The 22,547-nt window shown below is 69.3% G+C and carries 23 protein-coding genes and 1 pseudogene; 14 read left to right on the forward strand and 10 right to left on the reverse strand.

The window, feature by feature from the left end; genetic code table 11:
• The first annotated feature begins 391 nt into the window (after positions 1 to 391).
• The 9 genes from ACIBI9_RS64955 to ACIBI9_RS64995 all read left to right on the forward strand — a co-directional run bounded on the left by ACIBI9_RS64955 (position 392) and on the right by ACIBI9_RS64995 (position 9,586).
• Entirely contained in the window at positions 392 to 1,060 is a 669-nt protein-coding gene (locus ACIBI9_RS64955; protein ID WP_397238644.1) for an RNA polymerase sigma factor, read from the forward strand.
• A complete protein-coding gene (locus ACIBI9_RS64960; protein WP_397238646.1) occupies positions 1,053 to 1,949 on the forward strand; it encodes a CU044_5270 family protein in 897 nt (298 codons plus the stop codon). Before ACIBI9_RS64955 ends, ACIBI9_RS64960 begins: the two co-directional genes overlap by 8 nt.
• Before the next feature lie 126 nt (positions 1,950 to 2,075).
• Positions 2,076 to 5,123, forward strand: coding sequence for a S8 family serine peptidase (locus tag ACIBI9_RS64965; protein ID WP_397238648.1), 3,048 nt, complete (start codon positions 2,076 to 2,078; stop codon positions 5,121 to 5,123).
• 363 nt (positions 5,124 to 5,486) lie between these two features.
• Entirely contained in the window at positions 5,487 to 6,011 is a 525-nt protein-coding gene (locus tag ACIBI9_RS64970) for an RNA polymerase sigma factor (protein WP_397238650.1), read from the forward strand.
• Entirely contained in the window at positions 6,008 to 6,490 is a 483-nt protein-coding gene (locus ACIBI9_RS64975) for a hypothetical protein (RefSeq protein WP_397238652.1), read from the forward strand. The genes ACIBI9_RS64970 and ACIBI9_RS64975 overlap by 4 nt, the downstream gene beginning before the upstream one ends.
• Positions 6,487 to 7,182, forward strand: coding sequence for an ABC transporter ATP-binding protein (locus tag ACIBI9_RS64980; protein WP_397238654.1), 696 nt, complete (start codon positions 6,487 to 6,489; stop codon positions 7,180 to 7,182). Before ACIBI9_RS64975 ends, ACIBI9_RS64980 begins: the two co-directional genes overlap by 4 nt.
• Positions 7,179 to 7,817, forward strand: coding sequence for an ABC transporter permease subunit (locus ACIBI9_RS64985; protein WP_397238656.1), 639 nt, complete (start codon positions 7,179 to 7,181; stop codon positions 7,815 to 7,817). Before ACIBI9_RS64980 ends, ACIBI9_RS64985 begins: the two co-directional genes overlap by 4 nt.
• A 2-nt stretch (positions 7,818 to 7,819) precedes the next feature.
• Positions 7,820 to 7,948, forward strand: a complete 129-nt coding sequence (locus ACIBI9_RS64990) for a hypothetical protein (RefSeq protein WP_397238658.1) — start codon at positions 7,820 to 7,822, stop codon at positions 7,946 to 7,948.
• 513 nt (positions 7,949 to 8,461) lie between these two features.
• Entirely contained in the window at positions 8,462 to 9,586 is a 1,125-nt protein-coding gene (locus ACIBI9_RS64995; protein WP_397238660.1) for a winged helix DNA-binding domain-containing protein, read from the forward strand.
• Between the two features lie 61 nt (positions 9,587 to 9,647).
• Here the strand turns inward: ACIBI9_RS64995 and ACIBI9_RS65000 are convergent, their stop codons facing one another.
• Entirely contained in the window at positions 9,648 to 10,043 is a 396-nt protein-coding gene (locus ACIBI9_RS65000) for a hypothetical protein (protein WP_397238662.1), read from the reverse strand.
• A 294-nt stretch (positions 10,044 to 10,337) separates the two neighbouring features.
• Complete coding sequence (locus ACIBI9_RS65005; RefSeq protein ID WP_397238664.1) at positions 10,338 to 11,117, reverse strand: SDR family NAD(P)-dependent oxidoreductase; 780 nt, start codon at positions 11,115 to 11,117, stop codon at positions 10,338 to 10,340.
• Between the two features lie 186 nt (positions 11,118 to 11,303).
• Between ACIBI9_RS65005 and ACIBI9_RS65010 the strand changes: the two genes are divergently transcribed.
• The 3 genes from ACIBI9_RS65010 (at position 11,304) to ACIBI9_RS65020 (ending at position 15,781) form a co-directional block, all read left to right on the forward strand.
• Positions 11,304 to 12,143: a helix-turn-helix transcriptional regulator gene (locus ACIBI9_RS65010; RefSeq protein ID WP_397238666.1), complete on the forward strand. Its 840-nt coding sequence runs from the start codon at positions 11,304 to 11,306 to the stop codon at positions 12,141 to 12,143.
• Positions 12,144 to 13,511: 1,368 nt separating this feature from the next.
• Positions 13,512 to 14,339 carry a PHP domain-containing protein gene (locus ACIBI9_RS65015; protein ID WP_397238714.1) on the forward strand — a complete coding sequence of 276 codons (828 nt, stop codon included), beginning with the start codon at positions 13,512 to 13,514 and terminating at the stop codon, positions 14,337 to 14,339.
• 815 nt (positions 14,340 to 15,154) lie between these two features.
• Positions 15,155 to 15,781, forward strand: coding sequence for a hypothetical protein (locus tag ACIBI9_RS65020; protein ID WP_397238668.1), 627 nt, complete (start codon positions 15,155 to 15,157; stop codon positions 15,779 to 15,781).
• A 24-nt stretch (positions 15,782 to 15,805) separates the two neighbouring features.
• Here the strand turns inward: ACIBI9_RS65020 and ACIBI9_RS65025 are convergent.
• The 3 genes and pseudogenes from ACIBI9_RS65025 to ACIBI9_RS65035 form a co-directional block, all read right to left on the reverse strand.
• Positions 15,806 to 16,420 (reverse strand): annotated as a pseudogene (locus tag ACIBI9_RS65025) (transposase); the annotation flags it as partial.
• A gap of 209 nt (positions 16,421 to 16,629) precedes the next feature.
• Complete coding sequence (locus ACIBI9_RS65030) at positions 16,630 to 16,995, reverse strand: darcynin family protein (RefSeq protein WP_397238670.1); 366 nt, start codon at positions 16,993 to 16,995, stop codon at positions 16,630 to 16,632.
• Complete coding sequence (locus tag ACIBI9_RS65035) at positions 16,985 to 17,902, reverse strand: NAD(P)H-binding protein (RefSeq protein WP_397238672.1); 918 nt, start codon at positions 17,900 to 17,902, stop codon at positions 16,985 to 16,987. Before ACIBI9_RS65035 ends, ACIBI9_RS65030 begins: the two co-directional genes overlap by 11 nt.
• A gap of 115 nt (positions 17,903 to 18,017) precedes the next feature.
• On the opposite strand from ACIBI9_RS65035, the gene ACIBI9_RS65040 reads away from it, so the two are divergent.
• Positions 18,018 to 18,956, forward strand: a complete 939-nt coding sequence (locus ACIBI9_RS65040; protein WP_397238674.1) for a LysR family transcriptional regulator — start codon at positions 18,018 to 18,020, stop codon at positions 18,954 to 18,956.
• Between the two features lie 119 nt (positions 18,957 to 19,075).
• On the opposite strand, the gene ACIBI9_RS65045 is transcribed toward ACIBI9_RS65040, so the two are convergent.
• The 3 genes from ACIBI9_RS65045 to ACIBI9_RS65055 form a co-directional block, all read right to left on the reverse strand.
• Positions 19,076 to 19,378 (reverse strand): hypothetical protein, encoded by a 303-nt coding sequence (locus ACIBI9_RS65045; protein WP_397238676.1) that lies wholly within the window; start codon positions 19,376 to 19,378, stop codon positions 19,076 to 19,078.
• 130 nt (positions 19,379 to 19,508) lie between these two features.
• Complete coding sequence (locus ACIBI9_RS65050; protein ID WP_397238716.1) at positions 19,509 to 19,898, reverse strand: DUF4158 domain-containing protein; 390 nt, start codon at positions 19,896 to 19,898, stop codon at positions 19,509 to 19,511.
• Complete coding sequence (locus ACIBI9_RS65055) at positions 19,859 to 20,038, reverse strand: hypothetical protein (protein ID WP_397238678.1); 180 nt, start codon at positions 20,036 to 20,038, stop codon at positions 19,859 to 19,861. The genes ACIBI9_RS65050 and ACIBI9_RS65055 overlap by 40 nt, the downstream gene beginning before the upstream one ends.
• Positions 20,039 to 20,245: 207 nt before the next feature.
• Between ACIBI9_RS65055 and ACIBI9_RS65060 the strand changes: the two genes are divergently transcribed.
• Entirely contained in the window at positions 20,246 to 21,109 is an 864-nt protein-coding gene (locus ACIBI9_RS65060) for a DUF4240 domain-containing protein (RefSeq protein WP_397238680.1), read from the forward strand.
• Between the two features lie 291 nt (positions 21,110 to 21,400).
• Here ACIBI9_RS65060 and ACIBI9_RS65065 read toward each other — a convergent pair whose 3' ends face one another.
• Together ACIBI9_RS65065 and ACIBI9_RS65070 are read right to left on the reverse strand one after the other, a co-directional pair.
• Positions 21,401 to 21,598 (reverse strand): hypothetical protein, encoded by a 198-nt coding sequence (locus ACIBI9_RS65065; protein ID WP_397238682.1) that lies wholly within the window; start codon positions 21,596 to 21,598, stop codon positions 21,401 to 21,403.
• A gap of 14 nt (positions 21,599 to 21,612) precedes the next feature.
• Positions 21,613 to 22,509, reverse strand: coding sequence for an NAD(P)H-binding protein (locus ACIBI9_RS65070; RefSeq protein WP_397238684.1), 897 nt, complete (start codon positions 22,507 to 22,509; stop codon positions 21,613 to 21,615).
• Positions 22,510 to 22,547: the final 38 nt, after the last annotated feature.

Consider the following 22,547-nt stretch of genomic DNA (forward strand, 5'->3'; position numbering starts at 1 on the left):
CCCAGCCCGGAACTCCGGATCAAAGCGACGCCTCGTGGTTCCTGCCAAGACCAAACCTCTCTTGGTTCGGTCTCCACGTTACGAGGGGAAGCCCGGTCCCCACAACCGATGCCCACCACACCCGTGAAGGCCACGGTTTACGACAACCTCCACACACCGGGGACCTGCGGACTATCACTTCCCAATGGAGTCGGCGGGAGGTGCACGTGCTGACCGGTGGCCCGCCATGTTGAGATAGACGGTTTCGGGTGGACTCGTTCAGGTCTTGTTGTCGGTGAGGGGCCAGGGGTTGGGGCGCGACGCCGAGGCGCCTCGGCCTGATCGGGGACGGCCTCTACCCGTTCGGAACATCTACTGGGAACTCTAAAACGCCCTACGGATAAAGACGGTCGTGACAACCACCTCAGAACGGGAGCTCGTCTTGACGGATCCCCCGCCTCCCGACGACCACCGGCCATCGGTACGCGGCCAGGCGGGGTTGACGGATTGCCAGGACGACTCCGCCATCATCGCGGCATCCCTGGACGTACCGGAGCGCTTCGCGGCGCTCTTCGACCGGCACGCCACCGTCCTGCACCGCTACGCCGCGCGGCGCCTCGGGCCCGACCACGCCGAGGACGTGGTGGCCGAGGCGTTCACCAGGGCTTTCGAGACGCGCCACCGGTACGAGTTCGGCTGTGCAGAGGCGTTGCCCTGGCTGTACGGCATCACCACGAACGTCATCGGCCTGCACCGGCGTGCCGAAGTGCGCGGTTACCGGGCCATGGCCCGTACGGGCGAGGATCCGGTGGTCGCGGCGTTCGACGAGCGGGTGGCCGCCCGGGTCTCCGCGTCGGCCACCCGGCAGCGCCTGGCCGCCGCGCTGGCGAAACTCGGCCGCGGTGAGCGGGACGTGCTGCTGCTGATCGCTTGGGGCGATCTGACGTACGAGGAGACGGCCCAAGCGTTGCAGGTGCCCATCGGCACGGTTCGCTCGCGCCTGTCGCGTGCCCGCCGCAAGGTCGCGCACACTCTGGGCGGCGCCAATCCCGTCGAGACGAGAGAGGAAGACCATGGATGACCTTGAGCTGATCAGGCGCCTGCGCTCGGAGGTAGCGGAAACCGACCCGGACGCCTTGACCGGCGCGCGGGGGCGCCTGCTGGCCGTGATGGCCCGTACGGCGCCTCCTCGGCGGTCCCGGCGGCCGCTGACCGTGCGGGTCACGGGCCTTGCCGCCGCCGGGGTCGCGGCGGCCGCCGCCGTCGTGATCGTCACCGGTCCGGCCGCCGTGCCCGTCAAGCCACCGGCCTCCGCCGGTGATGTCCTACCCCTGACCTCTGCCAAGAACGTCCTGCTCGTGGCTGCCGACAGCGCGGAGCGTACGCCACAGGGTTCTGGGACCTACTGGCACATCAAACGAGAGAGCGAGGACGGCCGGCACTTCTGGGGGGAGAGCTGGACCACGCGCGACGGGCAGCGGTGGAGCAGAGGGGGGGCAGGCAACGGGCCCGGCGTGGTGAAGGAGCCCTCGGGCACGTTCTGGCTCGGACCCGCCGACAGCGGCACCGAGGTCTCCATGGAGGATCTCGAGGCGTTGCCGACGGACCCCGAGGCGTTGCGGCAGAAGGTCACCGCGATGCAGAAGGGCGGTCCCGTCGGCGAGCATGACATCGCCCTCCTGCCGTTGGCCTCGCTGATCGCGGAGCTCCCCGCGCCCGCGGACGTCCGATCGGCGGCGTTCCGCGCGCTCGCCGAACTGCCGGGCGTGCAGCGGCTGGGCGCGGTCGAAGGCGGCGAGGAGCTGATGATCCAGGGCGGGAGGCATGAGAGCAGGCTGGTCGTCGATCCCGAGACGTCCCAGGTGATCCGCACCAGTTGGCTTCCCACCGCTGATGGAGGTCTGGCGGGTACGAACCGCGGGTTGTTCATCAAGCTGACCACAGGCTGGACGGACGAGCTTCCCCGGTAAGTGCCTTCTCCTTCGTACGTGAGGTAGATCATGACTTTAGGCAAGTCGCTCCTCGCCGCTTTGCTGGCGGGGACGATCGGTGTCACACCCACACAGGCACCGGCATCACAGTCGCCATCCTCACCGGTGAACGGGGTGACGCTGATCACCGGTGACCGGGTGGTGGTCACCGCCCAGGGGCATCGCGTGGAGCCAGGGCGTGGCAGGCAGGTCGACTTCTCCAGCCAGGTGCGCACGGGCCACCTGTATGTGATCCCGTCCGACGCCGCGCCGTTGCTCGCGCAGGGTGTGCTGGACCGGCGGTTGTTCGACGTCACCCAGCTCCTGGCCTGGCGGTACGGCGACGCTGACACCCCCGACATCCCCGTCATCGAACAGGGCATCACCACACCACTGGGTTCCTCGCAGGTGCGGCGGCTGTCCAGTCTGGGCATGAGCGCGGCACGTGTGTCCAAGGCGAACGCCGCGCAGACCTGGCGGACTCTCACGGGAGCTCGCACTCTGGTGGCGGGCCGTACCAAGTTGTGGCTGGACGGCCGCAGGAGCTTCTCGTTGGACGAGAGCGTCAAGCAGATCGGCGCGCCGCAGGCGTGGCAGCAGGGCTTATCGGGCAAGGGCGTCACGGTCGCGGTCCTCGACTCCGGCTACGACCCTGACCATCCGGACCTGAAGGACGCGGTGCCGCATGAGGGGAAATTCAGCGATGAACCGGATATGCGCGACAACAACGGCCACGGCACCCACGTCGCCTCGATCGTGGCCGGCAGAGGCGAGGGGTACCGGGGCGTAGCCCCGGAGGCGAGCCTGGCCATCGGAAAGGTGGGCGAAGGCAATGGCCTGACCGAGTCTGAAGGTCTTGCCGGTATGGAGTGGGCCGCCGTCGAGGTCAAGGCCAAGATCGTCAACATGAGCTGGGGCGGCCCTGACGGCCCGGAGCTGGATCCGCTGGAGCAGGCGGTCAACACCCTGTCGCAACAGACCGGCGCACTGTTCGTCGCGGCGGCGGGAAACGACGGCATCGAGACCAGTGTGCTCACTCCCGGTAGCGCCGAGGCGGCACTCACTGTGGGCGCGGTGGACAAGCAGGGCCGCATGGCCGGCTTCTCCAGCCAAGGGCCGCGCGTGGGCGACCACGCGATCAAACCGGACGTGACCGCGCCCGGGGTCGACATCATGGCCGCCGCCGTCGGGGGCGGCTACCGATCGATGAGCGGCACCTCAATGGCCGCCCCGCACGTGGCGGGAGCGGCGGCGATCCTGGCCCAGCGCCACCCGGACTGGACGGGCGCGCAGATCAAGTCCGCGCTGATCGGCAGCGCCGCCCCGGTCCAGGACGCGACGATCTATCAGCAGGGCGCCGGGACGATCGACCTGGTACGCGCGCTGCGGCAGCAGGTCGTGCCCAAGCAGGCCAACGTGTGGGCGGCCTTCCCCTGGAACGGCACCGGCGGCCGGACCGCGACCAAAACGATCACCTACGCCAACGCGGGCGACACCCCGGTCACCCTCAGCCTGTCGGCGGACAGCGAGGTGCTGAAACTGCCGTCCGACCAGGTCACGGTCCCGGCCAAGGGCGAGGCGTCGGTCACGCTCACCATCGACGCGAGCGGGAAGGCCCCGGACGAGTACCCGGGAACAGTCACCGCAGAGTCGAGCGAGACGGTGATCCGCACGCTGGCCGGCGCGTACGTCGAGCCGGAGTCCTACGACGTCACCATCACCGTCGTCGGCAGGCAGGGCCTGCCGGTCAACCCCCAGGCAGGCGAGATCTACGACGCCGAGACCGGGACCGTCCACGCGCTGTCCTTCCAGAACGGGACGGCCACAGTACGACTGCCCAAGGGCGACTGGAACCTCTACACCAGCATCAGAGAGAAGATCGACGGGCAGCCTGTGCTGACGATCGCCGACTCCCCGCTGAAGGTTGACGGCAGCGACCGGCGGCTCATCGTGGACACGCGCCAAGGCAAGCCGACGAAAACCACCATCGACGACCCGAGCGCCCAACTCCAGCGCGTCTCCTCCCTTGGGCTGGACCACGGCGCGTGGAACCTCTGGAGCCGCATGTTCGGCCTTGACGCCAACTCCCAGGTGTTCGTCATCCCCGCCGCGTCACCAGGTCTGACCTACACCCTGGCGACCACGTGGCTCAGCAAGGACCTCTCGCCCAGCCCGTACGTCTACACCCTGGTCGACCGGCGCAGCGGCGGCCTTCCGGACGACCCCGCCTACCACGCCAGACAGAAGGAACTGGCCAAGGTCACCGCGACCTACCGAGCCTCCGGAGCGGCTGCCACGGGCTCACCCGAGGTCAGCCTGTACGTCGGCGATTCAATGGTCGAGTTCCCGGTCTCGTCGATAGGCGACATCGCGCTGCCCGGCACGCTCGTCCACTATCGGACTCCGGGGCTGGTCTACGACAGCAGCCTCCAGGTCGGCACCGCGCTGACCTCCGACGGCGGCAAGCTCATGAAACGCGGTCACACCAGCGAAGTCTGGAACGCCGCTGTCACCGGGCCGTCGTTCCTGCTGCCGGCCGGCCACCGTACCGGCGACAGCCTGACCTTCGCCGCGACGGCGATGTTCGCCGACGGGCAGCCGGGCAGGACCGGCTCCGACACCGCCGCCACCGGCACCGCCACCCTCGCCAAGGACGGCAAGGTGCTGGCCACCGCCGACCTCGCCGACTGCGACGTCCACCAACCGCAGAGCTGCGAACTGCGCGCCGACCTGCCCGCCGGATCCGGCGCCTACACGCTGACCACGTCGATGCGCCGGCAGGCCACGCTCTCCACGGAGGTGAAATCGGTCTGGATGCTCCAGTCCACGACCGCCGCCAAGCGACAGCCACTGCCCCTGATGGCCGTCCGCTACAGCCCCGAGGGCCTGGACGACTCCAACCGCGCCAAGCCGGGCAGCACAACCCGCATGCCCATGTGGGTCGAGCGCAACCCCGGCTCCACGAAGGCGGAGACGAAATCGATCCGGCTGGAGGTGTCCGCCGACGACGGCGCCACCTGGCGTCCCGTCCCGGTCACCCGCACCGGCTCCGGCTGGACCGCCACGCTGACGAACCCTCCCGCGGCCGGATTCGTCTCCCTCCGCGCGGCAGTCGCCGACGCCGCCGGCGACGGGGTGACCCAGTTGATCACCCGCGCCTACGCAGTCGGCTGATCCGCAACGGTAGTGATCTGGCCGCATGCCGTCCCCCAGCCCCAGCTCGGCTACCCCGCCCGCCCGACCGGATCGCGCCGGGGCCGGGCTCCCCGAGCGGCTCGATCCGGCCGACAGCCTCCCCTCATGGTGGACCACGCCGACGCGGTCGTTGAGCACCGCGCCGCGTTCGACACCAGCGCCGGAACGGTGTCGAACTCGCGCGCCCACCCCAGGCAGGATCAACGGTCTGGACCGAGTCTGGGGTCAGGATCCGGTGTTGACGCGGTTCCGGCAGGTCAGTGACCACGCCTTCGAGGTGATCCGGAAATCGTGAACCTTCTTGGCTTCTCGCCCGACTGTGCAAGGTGACGGGAGGGCGAGATGACCGATGAGCTGCTGATGGTGCGCGCTCAGCTGGGCGAGCGCGCGGCGCTGGCCGAGCTGCTGGCTCGGTGGCGGGTGCCGGTGTGGACGTACGTGCGGCGCATGCTGGATGCCGAGCGGGCCGACGACGTGACCCAGGAGATCTGGCTGGCCGTAGTCCGCGGCCTGCCCCGGCTCAGGGAACCCGGCCGGTTCGCGCCGTGGCTGTTCACGATCGCCCGGCGATCGGTCACCGACCGGCTGCGCGGCGAGTACGCCCAGGCCGAGGAGCTCGCGCTCTTGAGTGACCCGGTCGCCGAGGACCCGGCCGAGGCCATGGTGGACCGCTCCGCGCTTGTGAGCGTGCTGTCAGCTCTGCCGGTGCTGGAGCGGGAGATCCTCGTCCTGTTCTACCTGGAGGACCTACCGGTCGAGGAATGCGCGGACATCTGCCAGATCCCGGCCGGAACGGTCAAGTCCCGGCTCGACCGCGCCCGTCGTCTGCTGCGTGAGCATCTGGAGGAGAAGGGATACCGGCCATGACCGACGAACCGCGTCTGTCGGCGCAGGACATGATCGAACACCTCGCGGCGGTGCTGGCGCCGAGAAACCGGATCCGGGCGGTGGCGGCATTGCCGGCCGGCGTCGCCGGGACGGTGTTCGTGGGCACGTTGTGGTGGACGGAGCCGGGCCCGCTGCCCGGCCGCACGCAGCTGGCGTTCGCGTTGTTCACCGGGTTCTGCGTAGCCTGGGCCGCCTACGGCGGGTGGCTGCTGACGCGTAGAGTTCCGCTGTTCGCCACCGACCAGGTGATCGCCGCCTGGATCGGCCTGGCCGCCTCGCTGGCCACCACGGCGGTCGTGGCCGTCATGGCCGTGCAGCGCGGCACCGGGGCGGGGCTTGCCCTGGCGGTCGGGGGCCTGTTCGTCGCTGTGGCCCTGGCGTTGGCGGTGCGCGCCCATGCCCGGCGCGCGGCGCTGCTGCGCCGCATGCACGAGCTGACCGGCCAGGAGGAGCGGTGAACGCGCTGCGGACCAGCGGGCTGGGCAAGCGCTACCGGCAGCGATGGGCGCTGCGCGAGGCCACCATCACGGTGCCCGCCGGGGCCAGGACCGCGCTGGTCGGGCCTAACGGCGCAGGCAAGTCCACGCTGCTGAACCTGGTGTCAGGCCTGCTGGCGCCCACCACGGGCAGGGCGGAGGTCTTCGGGCGACCTCTGGACATGGCGGCGGTCGCGTTCGTCGCCCAGGACAAGCCGCTGTATCGCCGGTGGAGCGTCGCCGACCTGCTGCGCTTCGGCGCCGCCACCAACCCTCGATGGGATCGCGCGGCTGCGCAGTCGCTGCTGTCCGGGCACGACATCGGCCTGCACGAGCGGGTGGACCGGTTGTCCCGCGGCCAGCGCACGCTGGTCGCGCTCGCGCTGGCCGTCGGCAAGCGCGCCGACCTGGTGGTGCTGGACGAACCGCTCGCCGAGCTCGATCCGCTGGCCCGCATCCAGGTGATGAGCGTGGTACGCGAGCTGGAGGCCACCGTGCTGCTGTCCTCCCACATCCTGGCCGACCTGGCCGAGGTGTGCGATCACCTGATCCTGCTGGGCGCCGGCCGAGTCCGCCTGTGCGGCAGCTTCGCCGACCTGCTGAGCAGCCACCCCGCCACCGATCTGGAGGACCTCGTGCTGCACTACCTGCGCAACCCCGAGGCGGTCCGATGAGCGGGCTGCTGTGGGTGGCCTGGCGCGGACAGCGCGCTCAGGCCGCCGCCATCGCCGCGCTGCTCCTGCTGTACGGTGTCGCGGCCGCGACCGAGTGGCTGGAGCCGGACCTGAGCGGACTCACCTTCCAACTGGCCGGATTCCTGGCCGGCGCAATCTGCCTGATCTGGGGCGCTCCCCTCATCGCCCGGGAGTTCGAGGCCGGCACTCACAAACTCGCCTGGACCCAGAGCCTGTCGCGGGGCCGCTGGCTGACCGCCGTCCTCGCCGTCGCGGCGGCCGGCGCCCTGACCGCGACCGCCGTCCTCGCCGCGATGCTGACCTGGGCCCTGCCGGACACCGAGGGTGACCCGATGGCCTGGCCGTACTACGAAAGCCACGGCCTGGTCCCGTACGCCAGGGCGCTGTGGGCGCTGACACTCGGCGTCGCGCTCGGCGCGGTCACCCGGCACACCCGCATCGCCATGCCGCTGTCGGTGCTCCTGGTCGGTGCCGGCCAACTCGCCGGCCGGGCCCTGCGCGGGCGATTCGATCTGCCCTTCTGGGCCATGCAGTGGACCGAAACGGCCGCCTACCTGGCGCTCACCCTCGCCCTGACCGGGATCGCCTACTTGGCGATACGACGCCGAGCCTGACCATGAAGGGGATCACGATGGCCCACAACCCGAAATTCGTCCGCCGCCGGCTCGGCACGACGGCCCTGATCGTGGTGACCGTGCTCGTCGCCGCGGTGCTCCTGGCCGGCGTGATCACGCTGCTGGGCTGAAGCAGCTGCTCGGCGAGCCGGCATCGCCACCCACCGGCTGCTCCGCCGCGCCCCGCAGCTGCGGCAGACGAACTCGTTGCAGTCATCTCATGACACCGCCTCGAGCCGCTGCGCGCGGGACGGACGTCACCCGTGCCGAGGTCCTCCTCGGCCCGCTGGTAAGAATCGCGTCACACGGCCCAAACGGCGGCATCGTCGCACGTCACCGTGCGCCAGTTTCGGTCCGGGCGTTCGGGGATGAACTCGGCGGACGGCGGCACGATAACGCGGTGTCAGCGCGTTATCGCAGGTCGCGTTGCCCGACAAAGACTCCCGCCGCCTGGCGACGACAGCCCTGTTCGCCTGCACTGTCACAGCCGGCATCCTCCAAGGCCCGACACCCTCATCGCCCGCCGAGCCGTCCCCCGCCCACCCGGTGAAAGGCGCGCGGGCGCGACGCCGGGTGTGACAGGTACGGTGGTCGCCGTGAGCCGGCTCCGTGAGGAGAATCCGCCTGATCATGCAGGTGCACCCGTGACGCTGGACGGACTGGCCCGCCGCCGCGCCGGCGCTGTCGGCCTGGGCAGCGCGCAGCCGGCCGCGTTTGCCGGCGCCGCCGAGGTGGTCGGCTGGTTCGGCGCGCTACAGTCGCAGGATTACCACCCGGCGAAGTGGGCGATCGGCCAGCGGCTCGGCCCCGGCGTCACCGACGCGGACCTTGATCGCGCGTTCGACGACGGCGTCATCCTGCGTACGCACGTGCTGCGCCCGACGTGGCACTTCGTGGCCCCCGCCGACCTGCGCTGGCTGCTGGAGCTGACGGCGCCGCGGGTGCACGCGCTCAACGCCTACGCCTACCGGCGGGGCGAGCTCGACGGCCCGCTGCTGGGCCGTACCACGGACCTGATCGCCGGCGCCGTCGCAGGCGGGAACCACCTGACCCGCGCTGAGATCGCGGAGCTGCTCGCCCAGTACGGCATCATCGCGGAGGGGTTCCGGCTCGGCTACATCCTCATCCACGCCGAACTGGAGCGAGTGATCTGCAGCGGCCCGCTGCGCGGCAGGCATCACACGTACGCGCTGCTCGACGAGCGGGTCCCCCGGGCGGTGAGCCTGGAGCGCGAGGCGGCGCTGGCCGAGCTGGTCCGCCGGTTCTTCACCAGCCACGGTCCGGCGACGGTGAAGGACCTGGCGTGGTGGTCCAGCCTCACGCGCCCCGACATCGTCGCCGGGCTGTCACTTGTTGGCGACGTGCTGGAGAGCACCGAAGTCGACGGCGTCACCTACTGGTCCGCGCCGGGCAAGGTCCTCGCTCCGGCCCCGTCCCCGTCGGTGCGGCTGCTGCAGGCGTACGACGAGTACATCGTCGGCTACCGGCAGAGCAAGCACCTGCTCGACCTCGGCGGCCTGGTGGCGGCGGCGCCGGACAAGCTCGCCCTGCCGAACGGCGTCATCCTGGTCGACACGCAGGTGGCCGGCCGCTGGAGGCGCGTGGTCCGAGCCGACGCCGTCGTGGTCGAGGCGGTGCTGTACCGGCCGTTCGACGCCGCCGAGACCGCCGCGCTGCACGCCGCAGCCGACGAACTGGGCGCGTTCCTGGGCACGCCAACTGTCGTCGCGGTCAGCCTGATGGGTGCCGCACCAGCGGGGGCGACCTGACGAGTGGTCCACCGCAGGCCGGATGGTTGGCCTTGGACCAGAGGTTTTGACGGTGCCCGGCTCAGCCGGAGGCAGTGTCCGGGTTGCCTCCGATGCGCGCGAGCACCTGTTGGCTGAGCACGACGTCATGCGGCAGCTGCCTGAGCGCGGCCGCGTCGACAATGACTCCCTGCCGCTGGGCGATCTGCTGGAGCGAGGCCCAATGGTCTGCTTCCATGTCTTCCTGGGAACGGCCACTGAACGGCTCATCGGGCCCGACCACCATCCGCGTCGTCTCTTCTACGTCTGCTACCGACGTCGCGGCCCAGTCTTGCGATGAGCCCCAACCTCTGTCGTGCAGCAGCAGCACCCGGGTTCCGTCGACGAGCTCTGCCTCGTGACGCGCCGACACCGAGACGGTGTCAGCCGCCTGATCATCGACGTCGACGAACGTCACTAGACGTGCGACAGCAGTCATACACCTCACCCTCGGTGCAAGTATCTACGACTGCAGCGGCGGCCCTCCTCAGCAGCCGTCGTAGTTGCGCACGGTGACGTGCGACGATGCCGCCGTCTTGGGCCGTACGACGCGGTTCTTACCAGCGGCAACGTGCGCTTAGTCGTTCTGCCGGGCATGCCCGGTTCCCCCCCAGCCTGGCTGACCAGGGACGACGTGATCGTGTGTACGGAGCTTCAAAGGTTGGCGCATTGAGGCCGGTCAATGAGGTCTTCGTGGGCCTGAGCGGGCCATGTCAAGGATGCGGCCGTCGGTTCAGGCGGCGCGGTAGCGCGTGGCCAGCTCGGGGCTCTGCGCTCCGAAGGCGGCGAGGTCGGCCTGGAAGACCGCGTCGAGGAGGCCGGTGTCCTCCACGCCCGGGGCGCAGACGGTCTCGCCCAGCTCCAGGCCGCGCAGGCTGGCGGTGACGACGTCGTCGGCCGTCATGCGGGGCACCCTGCTCATGTCGAGGCCCTGGCGCTCGTGGAACTCGGTGGCCACCACGCCTGGGCACACGACCTGCACGTTGACGCCGGTTCCCTCGAGCTCGGCGCTGAGGGTCTGGGAGATGGCGACGAGGTAGGCCAGGCTCCCGCCGTAGACGGCGCGGCGGGGCATCTGGGAGTGCGGGGCGGGGCCGCTGAAGGCGATCATGCCGGCCACGTTGATGATGGTGCCTTCGCCGCGTTCCTGCATGCCCGCGACCACGGCGCGGGTGAGCATGGTGGGGGCGAGGACCTTGACGCTGACGAGTTCTGCGGCCTTGTCGGCGGGGAGCTCGGCGAGCGGCATGTAGTGGGCGACACCGGCGTTGTTGACCAGCATGGTCAGCGGCTCGGTCGCGCAGATCTCGGCGACCGTGGCGATGCCTGCGGCGGTGGACAGGTCGGCGGCCACGGCCTGGACCTTGACCTCGGGGTACGCGGCGGCGAACTCCTCCAGGCGGTCCTCGCGCCGGCCCACGATCACCAGGTCATAGCCGTCGGCAGCCAGACGCTCGGCGAAGGCCTTTCCGATGCCGGAGGTGGCACCGGTGACGAGTACGAGCTTGCTCACTGTTGTTCCTTTCCCTAGCCGGCCGCGGCGGCCGGGGTTCGGCTCCGCCGCCCGCTCCGCGAGAAGTGATCGTTGTTCGTGCTCATCTCAAGCCTGCGCCACGGCCGTGCGACCAGCCAGACGTCTGGTCTTCCTGGGAACGCCGGTACCAGGCAGGCCGGCAACGGGGCAGGCACACTGGCAACCATGGCAACGACGGAATTCGGGCAGGCAGTGCGCCGGTGGCGCGAACGGATCACGCCGGAAGCCGCCGGACTTCCCGTCAGCGGCCAGCGGCGTACCCCAGGACTTCGCCGCGAGGAGCTGTCCCAGCTGGCCGGGATCTCGGTCGACTACATCACCCGCCTCGAACAGGGCCGCGCCACCAGTCCCTCGCAGCAGGTCATCGAAGCCCTCGCCAGGGCCCTGCGGCTGTCGGACCCCGAGCGCGCACACCTCTTCCAGCTGGGCGGGCTGCAGCCACCGGGACCGGACAGCGTGCCCGCCTACCTCACGCCCAGCGTGCAGCGCCTACTCGACCGGCTGACCCACACCCCTGTCGCCGTCTTCGACGCCGCCTGGACGCTCCTGCTGGCCAACCCGCCCTACGCCGCCCTCATGGGCGACCCCACCCGATGGCGCGGCCACCAGCGCAACGCGGTGTGGCGCAACTTCCTCGGCCTCAGCGACCGCGTGCGGCACACCCCACAGTCACGTTACGCCCTGCAGACCGCACTGGTCGCCGACCTGCGCACAGCCACCGCCCGCTACCCGGCCGACCAGCGGCTCAAGCGTCTGATCGCCGAACTGCTCGTACGAAGTGACCTGTTCGCCGAGTTGTGGGCCACCGGCATCGCCGGTCACCACGAGGCAGCCCGCAAGACGATCGACCACCCGCACGTCGGCGCCGTCACCCTCGACTGCGACATCCTCACCGTAGCCGGCAGCGACCTGCGCATCATGGTCTACACCGCCGAGACCGGCACCGAAGACGCCGATCATCTCGCACTGATCACCACCCTCGGCACTCAAGCACTCGTGGGATAGCACCAGCCCGAGACGTACCACAGACACTGACGCATATCTGGGTCACACACCGGGGTTTCAGGACTTTCCGGCCTGGCCTACGCGCGCGCGACAGTCCCGGGTTTCGCGAATTTCACGACATACCTACGCGCACGCGTGCAAGAACCGATCTCGCACGTCCGTAAGCGGTGCTGCTGGACGTGGCCACCGTCATCGAGACCAACGCCACCAGCGCCTGGAACGACCTGCTGGCGGCCTACGACGGCAGCCACTGACGGCGGGGCCCTCAGGGCAAGCGTGTAGGGCCGTGGCCGTCGTTGTTGCCGGGACGGGGTATGCCGGGGCGTGGGCAACGACATGCGCGGCGTCGGCACGTACGCGCACACAAGACAGGGCCACGAACCAGAACCGAAACCGGAAAGCCCAACTACCGGATCCACCAACCGCAAACGATCACGAAGGAATCCATGCAGCAAGATAGGCATTAAGGGCCCCTAATTCGATCACAGAGATCACGAAGATCCATCAGGAATCATGAACTCAAGATCAAACTGAGTGCTAAGGCCTTGACGCCTGACGTCGATACGTCCGGGGCAAAAGCCGCGCCGACTGTCGTCCTGTCCGCGCCTACCTCGCGACGTTCAGACCCGCCCCGCGAACGCCCACACAATGCCTTCGTGGGCCCATTGCCGGCCGCTGAATCCGCAGGGTCCACCCGGGATCCACGAGCGACGCGGCGGTCCCCGAAAACCATGATCATCCCTGCGCAAGTTATAGATTTCGTCGGACTTTACGTTCCGTCCGGGACCAAACACGGACTACTGGTAGATGCGATGACCGACGTCCACGAGGTCGACAGCGTCGAAGTCCGGGACCGGCTGCAGGGCCGCACGTGCGCCTGGTGCGCCACCTACATCCCCTACTCCGGGCGCGGCCGACCGCCGAGTGCCGGCTGCAGCGCGACATCGCCGCTGCGGCCGTGCGCGCCGAGCCGGTACGCGAGGTGCGCACCGAGACCATCACCCGCACCCTGCACGCGCGTGCAAACCCGCTTGGAGCGGCGGCCGCCAAGCACCGCCAAGGATTGGGTCGAGCACCTGGCCGCCCTTGCACCGGCACGCTCGCGCCCGGTTCTGGGGCCACCACAACGCTCTGATGGCGGCTCTCGTGGTGCTGGGAGATGCTCACCCGGGCGGGCTGGACTGGGGGCACGGCGCTGATGCCCTTTCCAAGTGATGTTGTCGGAGCGGACACGTATGACCTGTAGTCCGACATGTTGATGCGGACACATTCGGGTGGAGTCGTTCAGGGCTTGTTGTCGATGAACTGACGATCGGCGTCTCCCCTTTCAAGCCACTTCCCCTGATCGTCCACTACGGTGCTTTTGTGATGTTGCCCGCAGACAGCCACGTGCACAGCGAGTGGTCCTGGGATGCTCCGAATGCCTCGATGGAGCGCGCCTGCGCGCGGGCGGTGGAGCTTGGGCTCCCGGCGATCGCCTTCACCGAACACCTCGACCACACGTCATTGAACATCGGTTCGGCGGATGACGCCCATCTGCTGTCGCTGAGCTCGCCGGATGGGGTGTTGAGCCCTCCGGCGTTCGACGTGGACGAGTATCTGGACTCGATCGAGCGGTGCCGCGAGCGCTTCCCCGGGCTACGGATCCTGAGTGGGCTGGAGGTCGGGGAGCCGCACTGGCACGCCGAGGCCGTGGCGAGGGTCCTCGCGGCCGGGCGGTTCGACCGGATCCTGGGCTCTCTGCACTGCCTGCCCGACGGCGACGGGTTCGCGGAACCGTGGGGGCTGTACGACCACCGGGTTGCGGCCGAGGTCATCCGGGAGTACCTGGCCGAGGTTGCCGAACTGGTGGCGGGGAGCGATGTGTTCTCCGTGCTTGCCCACATCGACTACCCAGTGCGTTCCTGGCCTCCGGAGGTGCCTTTCGATCCGCTGGCCTTCGAGGAGGAGTTCCGCCATGCGCTGCGGGCGACCGCCTCGTCGGGGCGGGCCCTGGAGATCAACACGAGGTTGCCGCTGTCACCGGTGATCCTGCGGTGGTGGCACCAGGAGGGCGGGGCGGCGGTCAGCTTCGGCAGCGACGCCCACGAACCATCGTTCGTCGCTCACAGGTTCCGAGAGGCGGCAGAGATGGCAGAGGCGCATGGATTCCGCCCTGGGCAGGACCCGTACGATTTCTGGGCGCGTGTGGACTGACGATAAGTGTCTGGAACCCTTAAGTACAGCCTCGGGAGCCCCTTGGCATCGTCAGGTCTTGTTGTCGGTGAACCGGCTTGTGGCGCGTTGGCTTTGCCAGATAACGCCGAGCGACAACTCAACCTGAACACCGACAGCTTCATCTGCAACCGACACTGAAAACCCAGTCCGCTTTCGTCCCGGGATATAACGGGCAAGAGCGGAAATGGACAAAGGTTCTCCGAGATGCAGGAGGCAGCCCAAGGTCCGTTGTGCACGTGCACGCATGCACGATCCGCTGTCGCTGTACGCGCGAAGGCCATGCACGTGCACACCGCGCCAGCCCGGACGGCGCCGCGGCGGGGTTCCAGGAAGTGTGGGCAGCGGCGTCGGCACATCCCAGTCGGTTAACTCGCAGGCCAGCGGCCTTGATTTCCTGCTCGCTGACGCCAAGGAGCTGAATCGGGGTCTTGCCGCCGTTGCGTGCAAGCCACACCACCCGCCGCCACTTCTCGGAGTCCGAGATCGCGTTCCAGTCATCGGTGACGACGCCAGCGGCCGCGGCCTGTTCGTCGCTGACCCAGGGGAAGCGGGCCGCCGGACGTTCCCCTGCCTTAGAGGCCACGCGGATTGGTGCGGACGGAGGCTGTCTGCGGGCTGGTCAGGACTTGCCCACTCGGGCCGCTGGGGTTCTCGAACGTGACGCTGCGTAATTGAATACGTCATCGCCTTGTGTAGTTCTACGGATCCCGCCGATCGCTCTTATCGGCCACAATCAGGCACCTACAGTTGGGCCACGCCCACGTAGCCGTACGATCACCCGATCAAGGACCGCGATGTCGATACACGAGAGCCTGGCAATCCTTCACCGCGCCGCCGAATCCGGAACGGTCATCATCACGGCGTCGGAGCCCGCCTCCGCCGAAGCCGTCCGCGACCGCGAGACAGGGCTGAAGCCCCATTTCGGAACCGTCGAGTGGACGGCTCCGCCCAGCTACCGGGTTTTCCTCGCCGAGCACAACACCTTTGCCGGTAAGCGCTGGGACGTCTCATCCAACAGGTATGTCGAGTTCGTCATCGTCGGTGACGATGCCATCGTTGAGCTGAACTCCGATCTCGTGCATATGCCCGAGCATGTGGACCGCGGCGACGGCCGGTGGCTGTCCACCAACCACCTGGTCGGCTTCGCCCTCGCCGACGCAGACAACGAGGCGGTCTGGTGCTTCGATGTCACCCAGCCGGACGCAGACGGCGAATACCCGGTCTACTACCACCACTACGACGATCAGGAAGGGCGCGCACGCTACGTTGAGGGCGGGGACTGGGAGGACCTGGCCAACTCCACCCCAGACTTTCCCACGTTCGCCGCCTGGCTGGACGCGATGGCCAACGCGTTCACCGCGCCTGAGCCACCGAGATGGTTCGAGCAGCTGGGCTCTCCGGGCTTCTACCCGGGGCTGTAGGAGGCCGTACGGGTAGGGGCGCGGTCATGGTCGGCGATTCGGGCGGCCGTCCCCGCGGTGAGTCGTCCATGCCTGCCGGATCAGACTGCGCACGGTGATGATCGTGTCGGCAAGGTCGAAGAATGCGTCGACGATGGTGGCGCGCCGCTCGTAGCAGCGGGCGATCCGGTGGAAGGCGTTCTGTCAGGCGTGGGTGCGTTCGACGTGCCACCTCTGGCTTGCCTGGATGGGCGCCTTCTCGCCCTTGTGTGCGATGCGGCCGTGCAGGCCGCGTTCGTCGAGGAGGGCGCGGGTCTTGTCGGAGTCGTAGCCGGCGTTCAGGTGCACGGTGGTGTCGTCGGGCAGCGGTCCCAGGTCGTCCAGGCGGTCCAGGGTCGGGGCGAGCATCGGGGAGTCGTGACGGTTCGCTCCGGCCAGTACGCGGCCCAGCGGGATTCCATAACCGTCCGTCATGACCGAGCGTTTCAGCCCCTGTTTTCCGCAATCGACTGGCGACCGCCCTGCGACCTCACCGCCGCCTGGTGCTTTGGTGATGGAGCCGTCGACGGCGATCTGGTCGAGGACGAGGCCGACAATCCGGTCGTAGGACTCCAGCGCGATCTGCTTGAGTTTGGCGAAGACGCCGAGCCGGATCCACTCGGGGTAGCACCAGCACGCCTATCTGCGCGACCTCTTAATCAGGATCAAGCCCCACGCTGTGCGATAGTCCAGACTCGCCTCACGGTCCGTCAGCGGCCTGTACGTACGCGCGAGCGGCAAAGCCGGGTTACGTTGCCATCTGCTCAGCTGAAACTGCCGGCCGGTGCTTCCGCGGGGCGGTGGCGGCACCGGCCGGTCAGGGAGGGGCGTCAGGTGGCGAGGGTGGCCACCGGCTCCAGGTCGTAGGTGCGGGCGTAGCCGTTCTCGGTGCCCACGAGCAGGTCCACAACATCGAAGTAGCGGTCCCAGAAGGGGGTTTCGCGCAGCGCGTCGATCAGCAGCCGGTAGGCGTCGTGGTCGTCCGCCTCCCAGACCCAGATGTCGGTGACCCGCGCCGAGTAGAACTCCGTGTCGTAGAAGCGGGAGCGGACGCCGCGGGTGCGGGCCTCGATCACCGGGACGACTTGGGTGGTGAAGGCCTGGACGCGTTCGGCCACGGTCATCGCGAGCCACTCGGGCGTGGTCTTGACCAGCATGAACGCGGTGACCGGCGGCTCGGTTCGGTCAGTGGACATCGACTGCCTCCGGTGTGGCGAGGACGGCGGGCTTGAGAGTCTGCGCGCACCACTGCGCGAATCCGGTGCCCGGACCCGCCTGCGGCGAGCGCTCGACGCCCGAGTCCAGGCCCTGGTCCTTGGCACGCTTCATGTCGACGACGCCCTCGACGAACGCCTCGTTGAGGCCGTAGCCGAGCAGAGTGGACCGCAGCTCGTCGAGCGGCTGGCGCTGGTAACGGACCAGAAGACCCAGCTCCTCGGTCATGATGCGGGCCAGGTCGTTGGGCGACAGGTCCTGCGGGCCGAGCACCGGAACACTGCCGACGCCGCTCCAGGAGCGGTCCAGCAGCAGCCCGGCCGCCGTCGCGGCGATGTCGGCGACGGCCACCAGCGGGGCCGGACGGTCCGCGGCGACGGTGTCGGTGAAGACGCCGTTCTCGCGGATCGAGTCGGCCTCCTCCAGCAGGTTCTCGAAGAAGGACGGGCTGGCCAGGGCGCGGTAGGCGACGCCGGAGCCGGCGATCAGATCGTCCATGGCCAGGGAGGCGGTGACCAGCCCGGCCTGGGCGGCCTGCGGGGTGCCGCGGCCGAGCGCCGAGACGCCGACGACATGGCCGACGCCGTGGGCGGCGAACGCCCGCGCGGCCGGGCGGGTGAATCCGCTGAACGCCTCTTCAGGAGTGGCCGAGGCGTCCGGCGGCACCAGCCAGAAAACGGCGTCGGCCCCGGTGAAGGCGCGCTCGACGGTCGCGGCGTCGCCGTGCGAGCCGGTGACCACCTCGACCCGTCCGCGCACGGCCTCGGGGAGCCGGGCAGGATCGCGGACCACGACGCGCAACTCATCTCCGCGTGCGGGCGCGGCCTCGAGCAGCAGCGACAGCAGCCGCCGGCCGATGTTCCCGGTGGGTGCGGTAATGACGATCATGAAAACCTCTCGGTCTGAGTCGGATCGGTACGGTCCCTCGATCGTGCAGACCCGAACCGCATTGCCACAATGGGAACTTCAGCATCCAATCATTGCCCGAAACGGAATTACGCTGGTGAGCAGCCCAACCCCGAACCTCGACGCCAACCTCGCCGTCGCCCTCGACGCCCTGCTGGCCGAGCAGAGCGTCACCCGTGCCGCCGCGCGGCTGCGCACCTCCCCCGCGGCGATGAGCCGTACCCTGGCCCGGCTGCGCCGGGTGCTCCAGGACCCGCTACTCGTGCGGGCAGGACAGGCGATGGTGCCTACACCCCGCGCCGAGGCGTTGCGGGACGAGGCCGCCGCGGTGGTGCGCCGGCTGGAGGCATTGCTCACCCCGAGCGGCGGGATCGACCCCGCCGCGCTGCGGCGCACCTTCACCGTCCAGGCCTCGGACCTGGTCGGCGCGGCGCTGGCGCCGGGTCTGCTCGGGCTGGCCCGGCGCCGGGCGCCGGGCGTCTCGCTGCGGGTGCTGGCCGAGGAGTGGGAGGCGGGCCCCGCGCTGCGGGAGGGCCGGATCGATCTGGAGATCGGGGCCATCGACCACGTCGACCCGGAGACCCGGGTCGAAGAGCTGGTCACGCTGCGGATGGCGGCCGGCGTCAGGGCCGGGCACCCGCTCGCCGAAGGAACCCTGACGCCCGCCAGGCTGGCCGCGGCCGAGCACGTGGCGGTCAGCCGCCGGGGACACTTCACCGGCCCGCTGGACGCGGCCTTGGCCGAGCAAGGACTCAGCCGGCGGGTCAGCGCCGTCCTGCCCGGACATCTGGCGGCGATGGCGCTGGCCGCAGTCGGCGACGTGGTCTGCCTGGTGCCGACCGCGCTGCCGGGCGAGCCCCCTTCACCACTCGGCGACGCGGCGCACGCGCTGGGACTGCGCCTGCTGGAAATCCCGCTGCCGCTGCCACCACTGACGATCGGCATGGCCTGGCACCCGCGCCACACCGCCGACGGGGCCCACCAGTGGCTGCGTGGCGCCGTGCGCCGAGTACTCCGTCCGGCCCGGGAGGAATAGCCACGGCGCGGGTCCGCGCATACCCGGGCGCCCCGACACAGGCCCGAGCCCGACCGTGGCCGGAAGCCTAGGTGGTCGAAGCCGCGGCAGACGACTTCGACCACCCAGGCCCGGTGCCACTACCGCTCGGAGCCGAAAAATGCGGGCGCTGGACGCGGCCCGGCAGCTGATGGCCGACTCAGCTTCACCTGCATCAGCAGCGCGAACAGGTCCAGCGCGTCGTCGATCGCGGACGCTTCCGGGTTCCGCACCACCGAGGTCAGCAGTGCGGGGCGCTTCCGCTCCGAGGAGCGCTCCAGGATCGGCGCCGTCGACCCCGGCCCCACCAGCGTCGCCAGCGGGTTCGGCGGCAGCCGGTCCACCTTCACTCGGCCCAGTTGGAAGGCGGAGATCTCGTCCACCCTCTCCAGGGCCTTCGCCATGCTGGTGCCCGTCGTCCGGGTCGGCGGCCGGCGCAGGCGCTCCAGCTGTGGGATCCGCCGCCCCTCCGGCGCTGAAGCAGCGTCACCAGGTCCGCGGGCAGCGAGCCGTCCGCCCGCCGGGCGGCATTGGTCATCGTGGCGTACAGCCGCTTCTCCGCCACCTGCCGCGCCGGCACCTACACCCCCGGCAGCAGCATCCCGTTGCGCCGCAGCACCCCACCGCCTGGTTGAACCGTGTCACCGGCCCCTCCTCGTGCGTCCATGCCTGGGCGTGCAGGAAGGTGCGGAATCGCCGGCCCGACTCCGCGTCCTCGAACGGATGGTAGCCGTAGGTGTCCCGGATCTCCCAGGCGTGCTTGTATGCCGTCATCTGCCGCTCGGTGTACCGCTTCACGCACGAGGTGTCCTCCACGCCGAGGTGCTCGGCCACGTACACGACCACCGGCCACGGCACGTCCAGCGGGTCCTCCACGAAGAGCCTCAGGTACCGGACCGTGCACAGCTGCAGCGCGAAACCCAGACGGTTGTGATCACCCGCCGCTTCCCGATCAGCCGCCGGTCCATGTCATCGAGGTAGAAGAACCGCTCCGTCTCCGGGCGCGTCGGCTCCTCAACGAACCGTCCGTACGCTCCGGCCTGCTCATCGGCCGGAAACTCCATCGGCACACGGCGGACGGTATCCGCCAGCCGACCGGCTCATGCGATCTTCGGTCGATGTCCAGCGGCACGGGCGATCACTGTGCTAGCGATCATTCCTTACCGCTAACCGCTGCCCGATTGATCCCCGAGGCCGAACGACTACTCTCGACAGTTACCACTGGGCGACGGGTAGGCAGGCAGTCCCTCCGGATGTCATGATCATGAGCCATGGACGTCGACGGTTTCTGGGACCTGGTCGAGCGCTCCGCCGCGGAGACCGGCACCCGGCAGGCGCGAGTGGAATGGCTCAAGAATCACCTCTCCGGTCTGTCCGCCGATGAGATCGTGGACTACGACGTCTGGTTCACGATCTGCCGCAACCGCGCCTGTTCCTGGGACATGTACGCGGCCTTCTACATCACCACCGGCTACGCATCGTCCGACGGATTCGAGTATTTCGCGGACTGGCTGATCAGTCTGGGCCGAGAGGACTTCGAAAAGGCTGTCGACTGTCCCGATCGCATTCTCGAGCTGTCGGCCATGCAGCAGCTCGACGAGCTGTCGCGTAATTACCGCCACGAGCGGACGAGCACATCAAGGAACGGTCGGATCCGGCTCAAGCGGGTCACGCTTACCAGGCGCTCACGCTGGCCGGAGGAGGTTTATCCGAACTTCGAGTTGTTCGCCTATGTCACCAGGCATGCGTACGAACGGGCGACAGGCCTGGACTCGATCACCTTGAGGGATGCCGTCCAGGCGCGCGGGGTCGAGAGCAAATTTCCCTTCCTGAGCTTCATCGCCCGGCCTGATGGCGAGGAATGGGACTTCGGCGACAAGGTCGAGTTCACGCGCCGGCTCCCGCGGCTCGCCCACCACTACGGCGTCAATGACGACCCGGACAAAAAGGTCTCCACATGGTGGCGGCGATTTCTGCCTCGAAGCGGAGAAACAACCCGCATCTGGTCGTTCGCCCGCGGGGCGGACGGCACGATGCAGGCCCAGATCGAGCCCTTCCTGAGCAAAGCCGATCGTCTCTTCCTCCGCTACGCGACGCCGCCGCCAGACTCCTGTCCCATGCATGGAGGAGAGTGACCGCCATGGAGGGTCGTCTCCATGACCGAAACGCCTGCCGCCGGCTTGCTGCACCACGTCGAGATCTGGGTCCCCGACCTGCGGCGCGCCACGGCGAGTCGGGGCTGAGCATGATCCGCTACGCCGCCGGGAACACAGAACGTCACCCGACGGGAAGAACCACTCACCACAGTTGAATACGCGACTTCACCAGTACCGAGGTCGAGGTAGGGACGCAATCGTTTTCTGGGGTTCTCAAGCGACGTAGCTGGTCAGCTGCTTGAAGGTGGGGGTCCAAGCTGCCAGCAGTGTTCAGAGCCCGTCCTGGCGCTCGCCTTCAGCGCCAGGCCCTGATCCCCCGGCCAGCCCCTTGAGGGACTCGACCGGGTGCTCGACCTCGGTCCACGGCGGCGTGAGGTCGGTGGGCTCGAAGCGGGGGACCAAGTGGAGGTGGAAGACGCTCTGCCAGGCCGTCCCGCCGCCGGCGTGCCGGAGATTCTGACACGTCACAAGTCGGGCACGCGTCATCCGGTCGTGTCGAGGGCGGGACGGAGTTCGGCCCAGGCCCATGCTCCGAGCGTCGTGTCGGTCGTGGTCACGGGGGTCCGCGGCTGCTCGGGGACGAATCCCTCGCGCAGTCCGGTCGACATGCCCATGATGGCCTCGACCTGCGCCGGGGACATGCCGGCGCCGGCCAGCGTGGCGCGCATGTCGTCGTCGGCGACGCGGTGGGCGGTGACCGTGCGACCCAGGACGTCGCCGACCACGGCCAGGGCGTCGTCCCAGGACAGGTCCTGTGGACCGTGCACGGCCTGCACCAGGCGTCCCGACCAGTCGGCGCGCAGCAGCAGGGACGCGGCCACCGCGGCGATGTCGGCCGGAGCGACCCAGGAGAACGGCTTGTCGGTGGGCAGGAGCACGGCCACGGTGCCCGAGCGGATGTTGTCGAGCTCGAACAGCAGGTTGCTGAAGAAGTAGCCGCACCGCAGGTGGGTGACGGCGAGATCGGCGTCCTTGGCGACGACCCGGTCCAGCGCCTCCTCGACGCGGGCCAGCCCGTCGATCTCACCGGCGCCCTCGCGGAGCTCCGATCCGACGCTGCTCTGCAGGACGGTGCGAGGGATGCGGTTCTCGGCGACCGCGGCGGCGACGATCTCGCCGACCTCGGCGTACGCCGCGACGGGGTCGTCGGCCTCGCCGGGCGGCACGACCAGGAACAGCGCGTCAACGCCGCGGGTCGCCTCGGTGACGGCCGCGGCGTCCCGCAGGTCGACCTCACGGGCGTCGACGAGGTCTCCCCAGGTCGCGCGGGGCTGCTCGGGGTGGCGGCTCAGCAGCCGCGGACGGACACCGGCGCGGACCAGGTGACCGACCAGGAAGCGGCCGACGTTGCCGGACGGTGCTGTGATAGCGATCTCCATGACGTCCACCGTACGAGGAGATGTGGTCGGATCCTGTC

It is taken from the genome of Nonomuraea sp. NPDC050451 (assembly GCF_044458585.1).

Bases quoted from the DNA above. Each gene is read 5' to 3' on its own strand.
- ACIBI9_RS65055 (WP_397238678.1), bottom strand. From the start codon at position 20,038: ATGGAGTTTCCGGCCGATGAGCAGGCCGGAGCGTACGGACGGTTCGTT.
- ACIBI9_RS64990 (WP_397238658.1), top strand. From the start codon at position 7,820: ATGAAGGGGATCACGATGGCCCACAACCCGAAATTCGTCCGCCGCCGG.
- ACIBI9_RS64960 (WP_397238646.1), top strand. From the start codon at position 1,053: ATGGATGACCTTGAGCTGATCAGGCGCCTGCGCTCGGAGGTAGCGGAA.
- ACIBI9_RS65060 (WP_397238680.1), top strand. From the start codon at position 20,246: ATGGACGTCGACGGTTTCTGGGACCTGGTCGAGCGCTCCGCCGCGGAG.
- ACIBI9_RS65030 (WP_397238670.1), bottom strand. From the start codon at position 16,995: ATGTCCACTGACCGAACCGAGCCGCCGGTCACCGCGTTCATGCTGGTC.
- ACIBI9_RS65070 (WP_397238684.1), bottom strand. From the start codon at position 22,509: ATGGAGATCGCTATCACAGCACCGTCCGGCAACGTCGGCCGCTTCCTG.
- ACIBI9_RS64975 (WP_397238652.1), top strand. From the start codon at position 6,008: ATGACCGACGAACCGCGTCTGTCGGCGCAGGACATGATCGAACACCTC.
- ACIBI9_RS65000 (WP_397238662.1), bottom strand. From the start codon at position 10,043: ATGACTGCTGTCGCACGTCTAGTGACGTTCGTCGACGTCGATGATCAG.
- ACIBI9_RS65045 (WP_397238676.1), bottom strand. From the start codon at position 19,378: ATGGCGAAGGCCCTGGAGAGGGTGGACGAGATCTCCGCCTTCCAACTG.
- ACIBI9_RS65035 (WP_397238672.1), bottom strand. From the start codon at position 17,902: ATGATCGTCATTACCGCACCCACCGGGAACATCGGCCGGCGGCTGCTG.
- ACIBI9_RS65010 (WP_397238666.1), top strand. From the start codon at position 11,304: ATGGCAACGACGGAATTCGGGCAGGCAGTGCGCCGGTGGCGCGAACGG.
- ACIBI9_RS65015 (WP_397238714.1), top strand. From the start codon at position 13,512: ATGTTGCCCGCAGACAGCCACGTGCACAGCGAGTGGTCCTGGGATGCT.
- ACIBI9_RS65020 (WP_397238668.1), top strand. From the start codon at position 15,155: ATGTCGATACACGAGAGCCTGGCAATCCTTCACCGCGCCGCCGAATCC.
- ACIBI9_RS64985 (WP_397238656.1), top strand. From the start codon at position 7,179: ATGAGCGGGCTGCTGTGGGTGGCCTGGCGCGGACAGCGCGCTCAGGCC.
- ACIBI9_RS64970 (WP_397238650.1), top strand. From the start codon at position 5,487: ATGACCGATGAGCTGCTGATGGTGCGCGCTCAGCTGGGCGAGCGCGCG.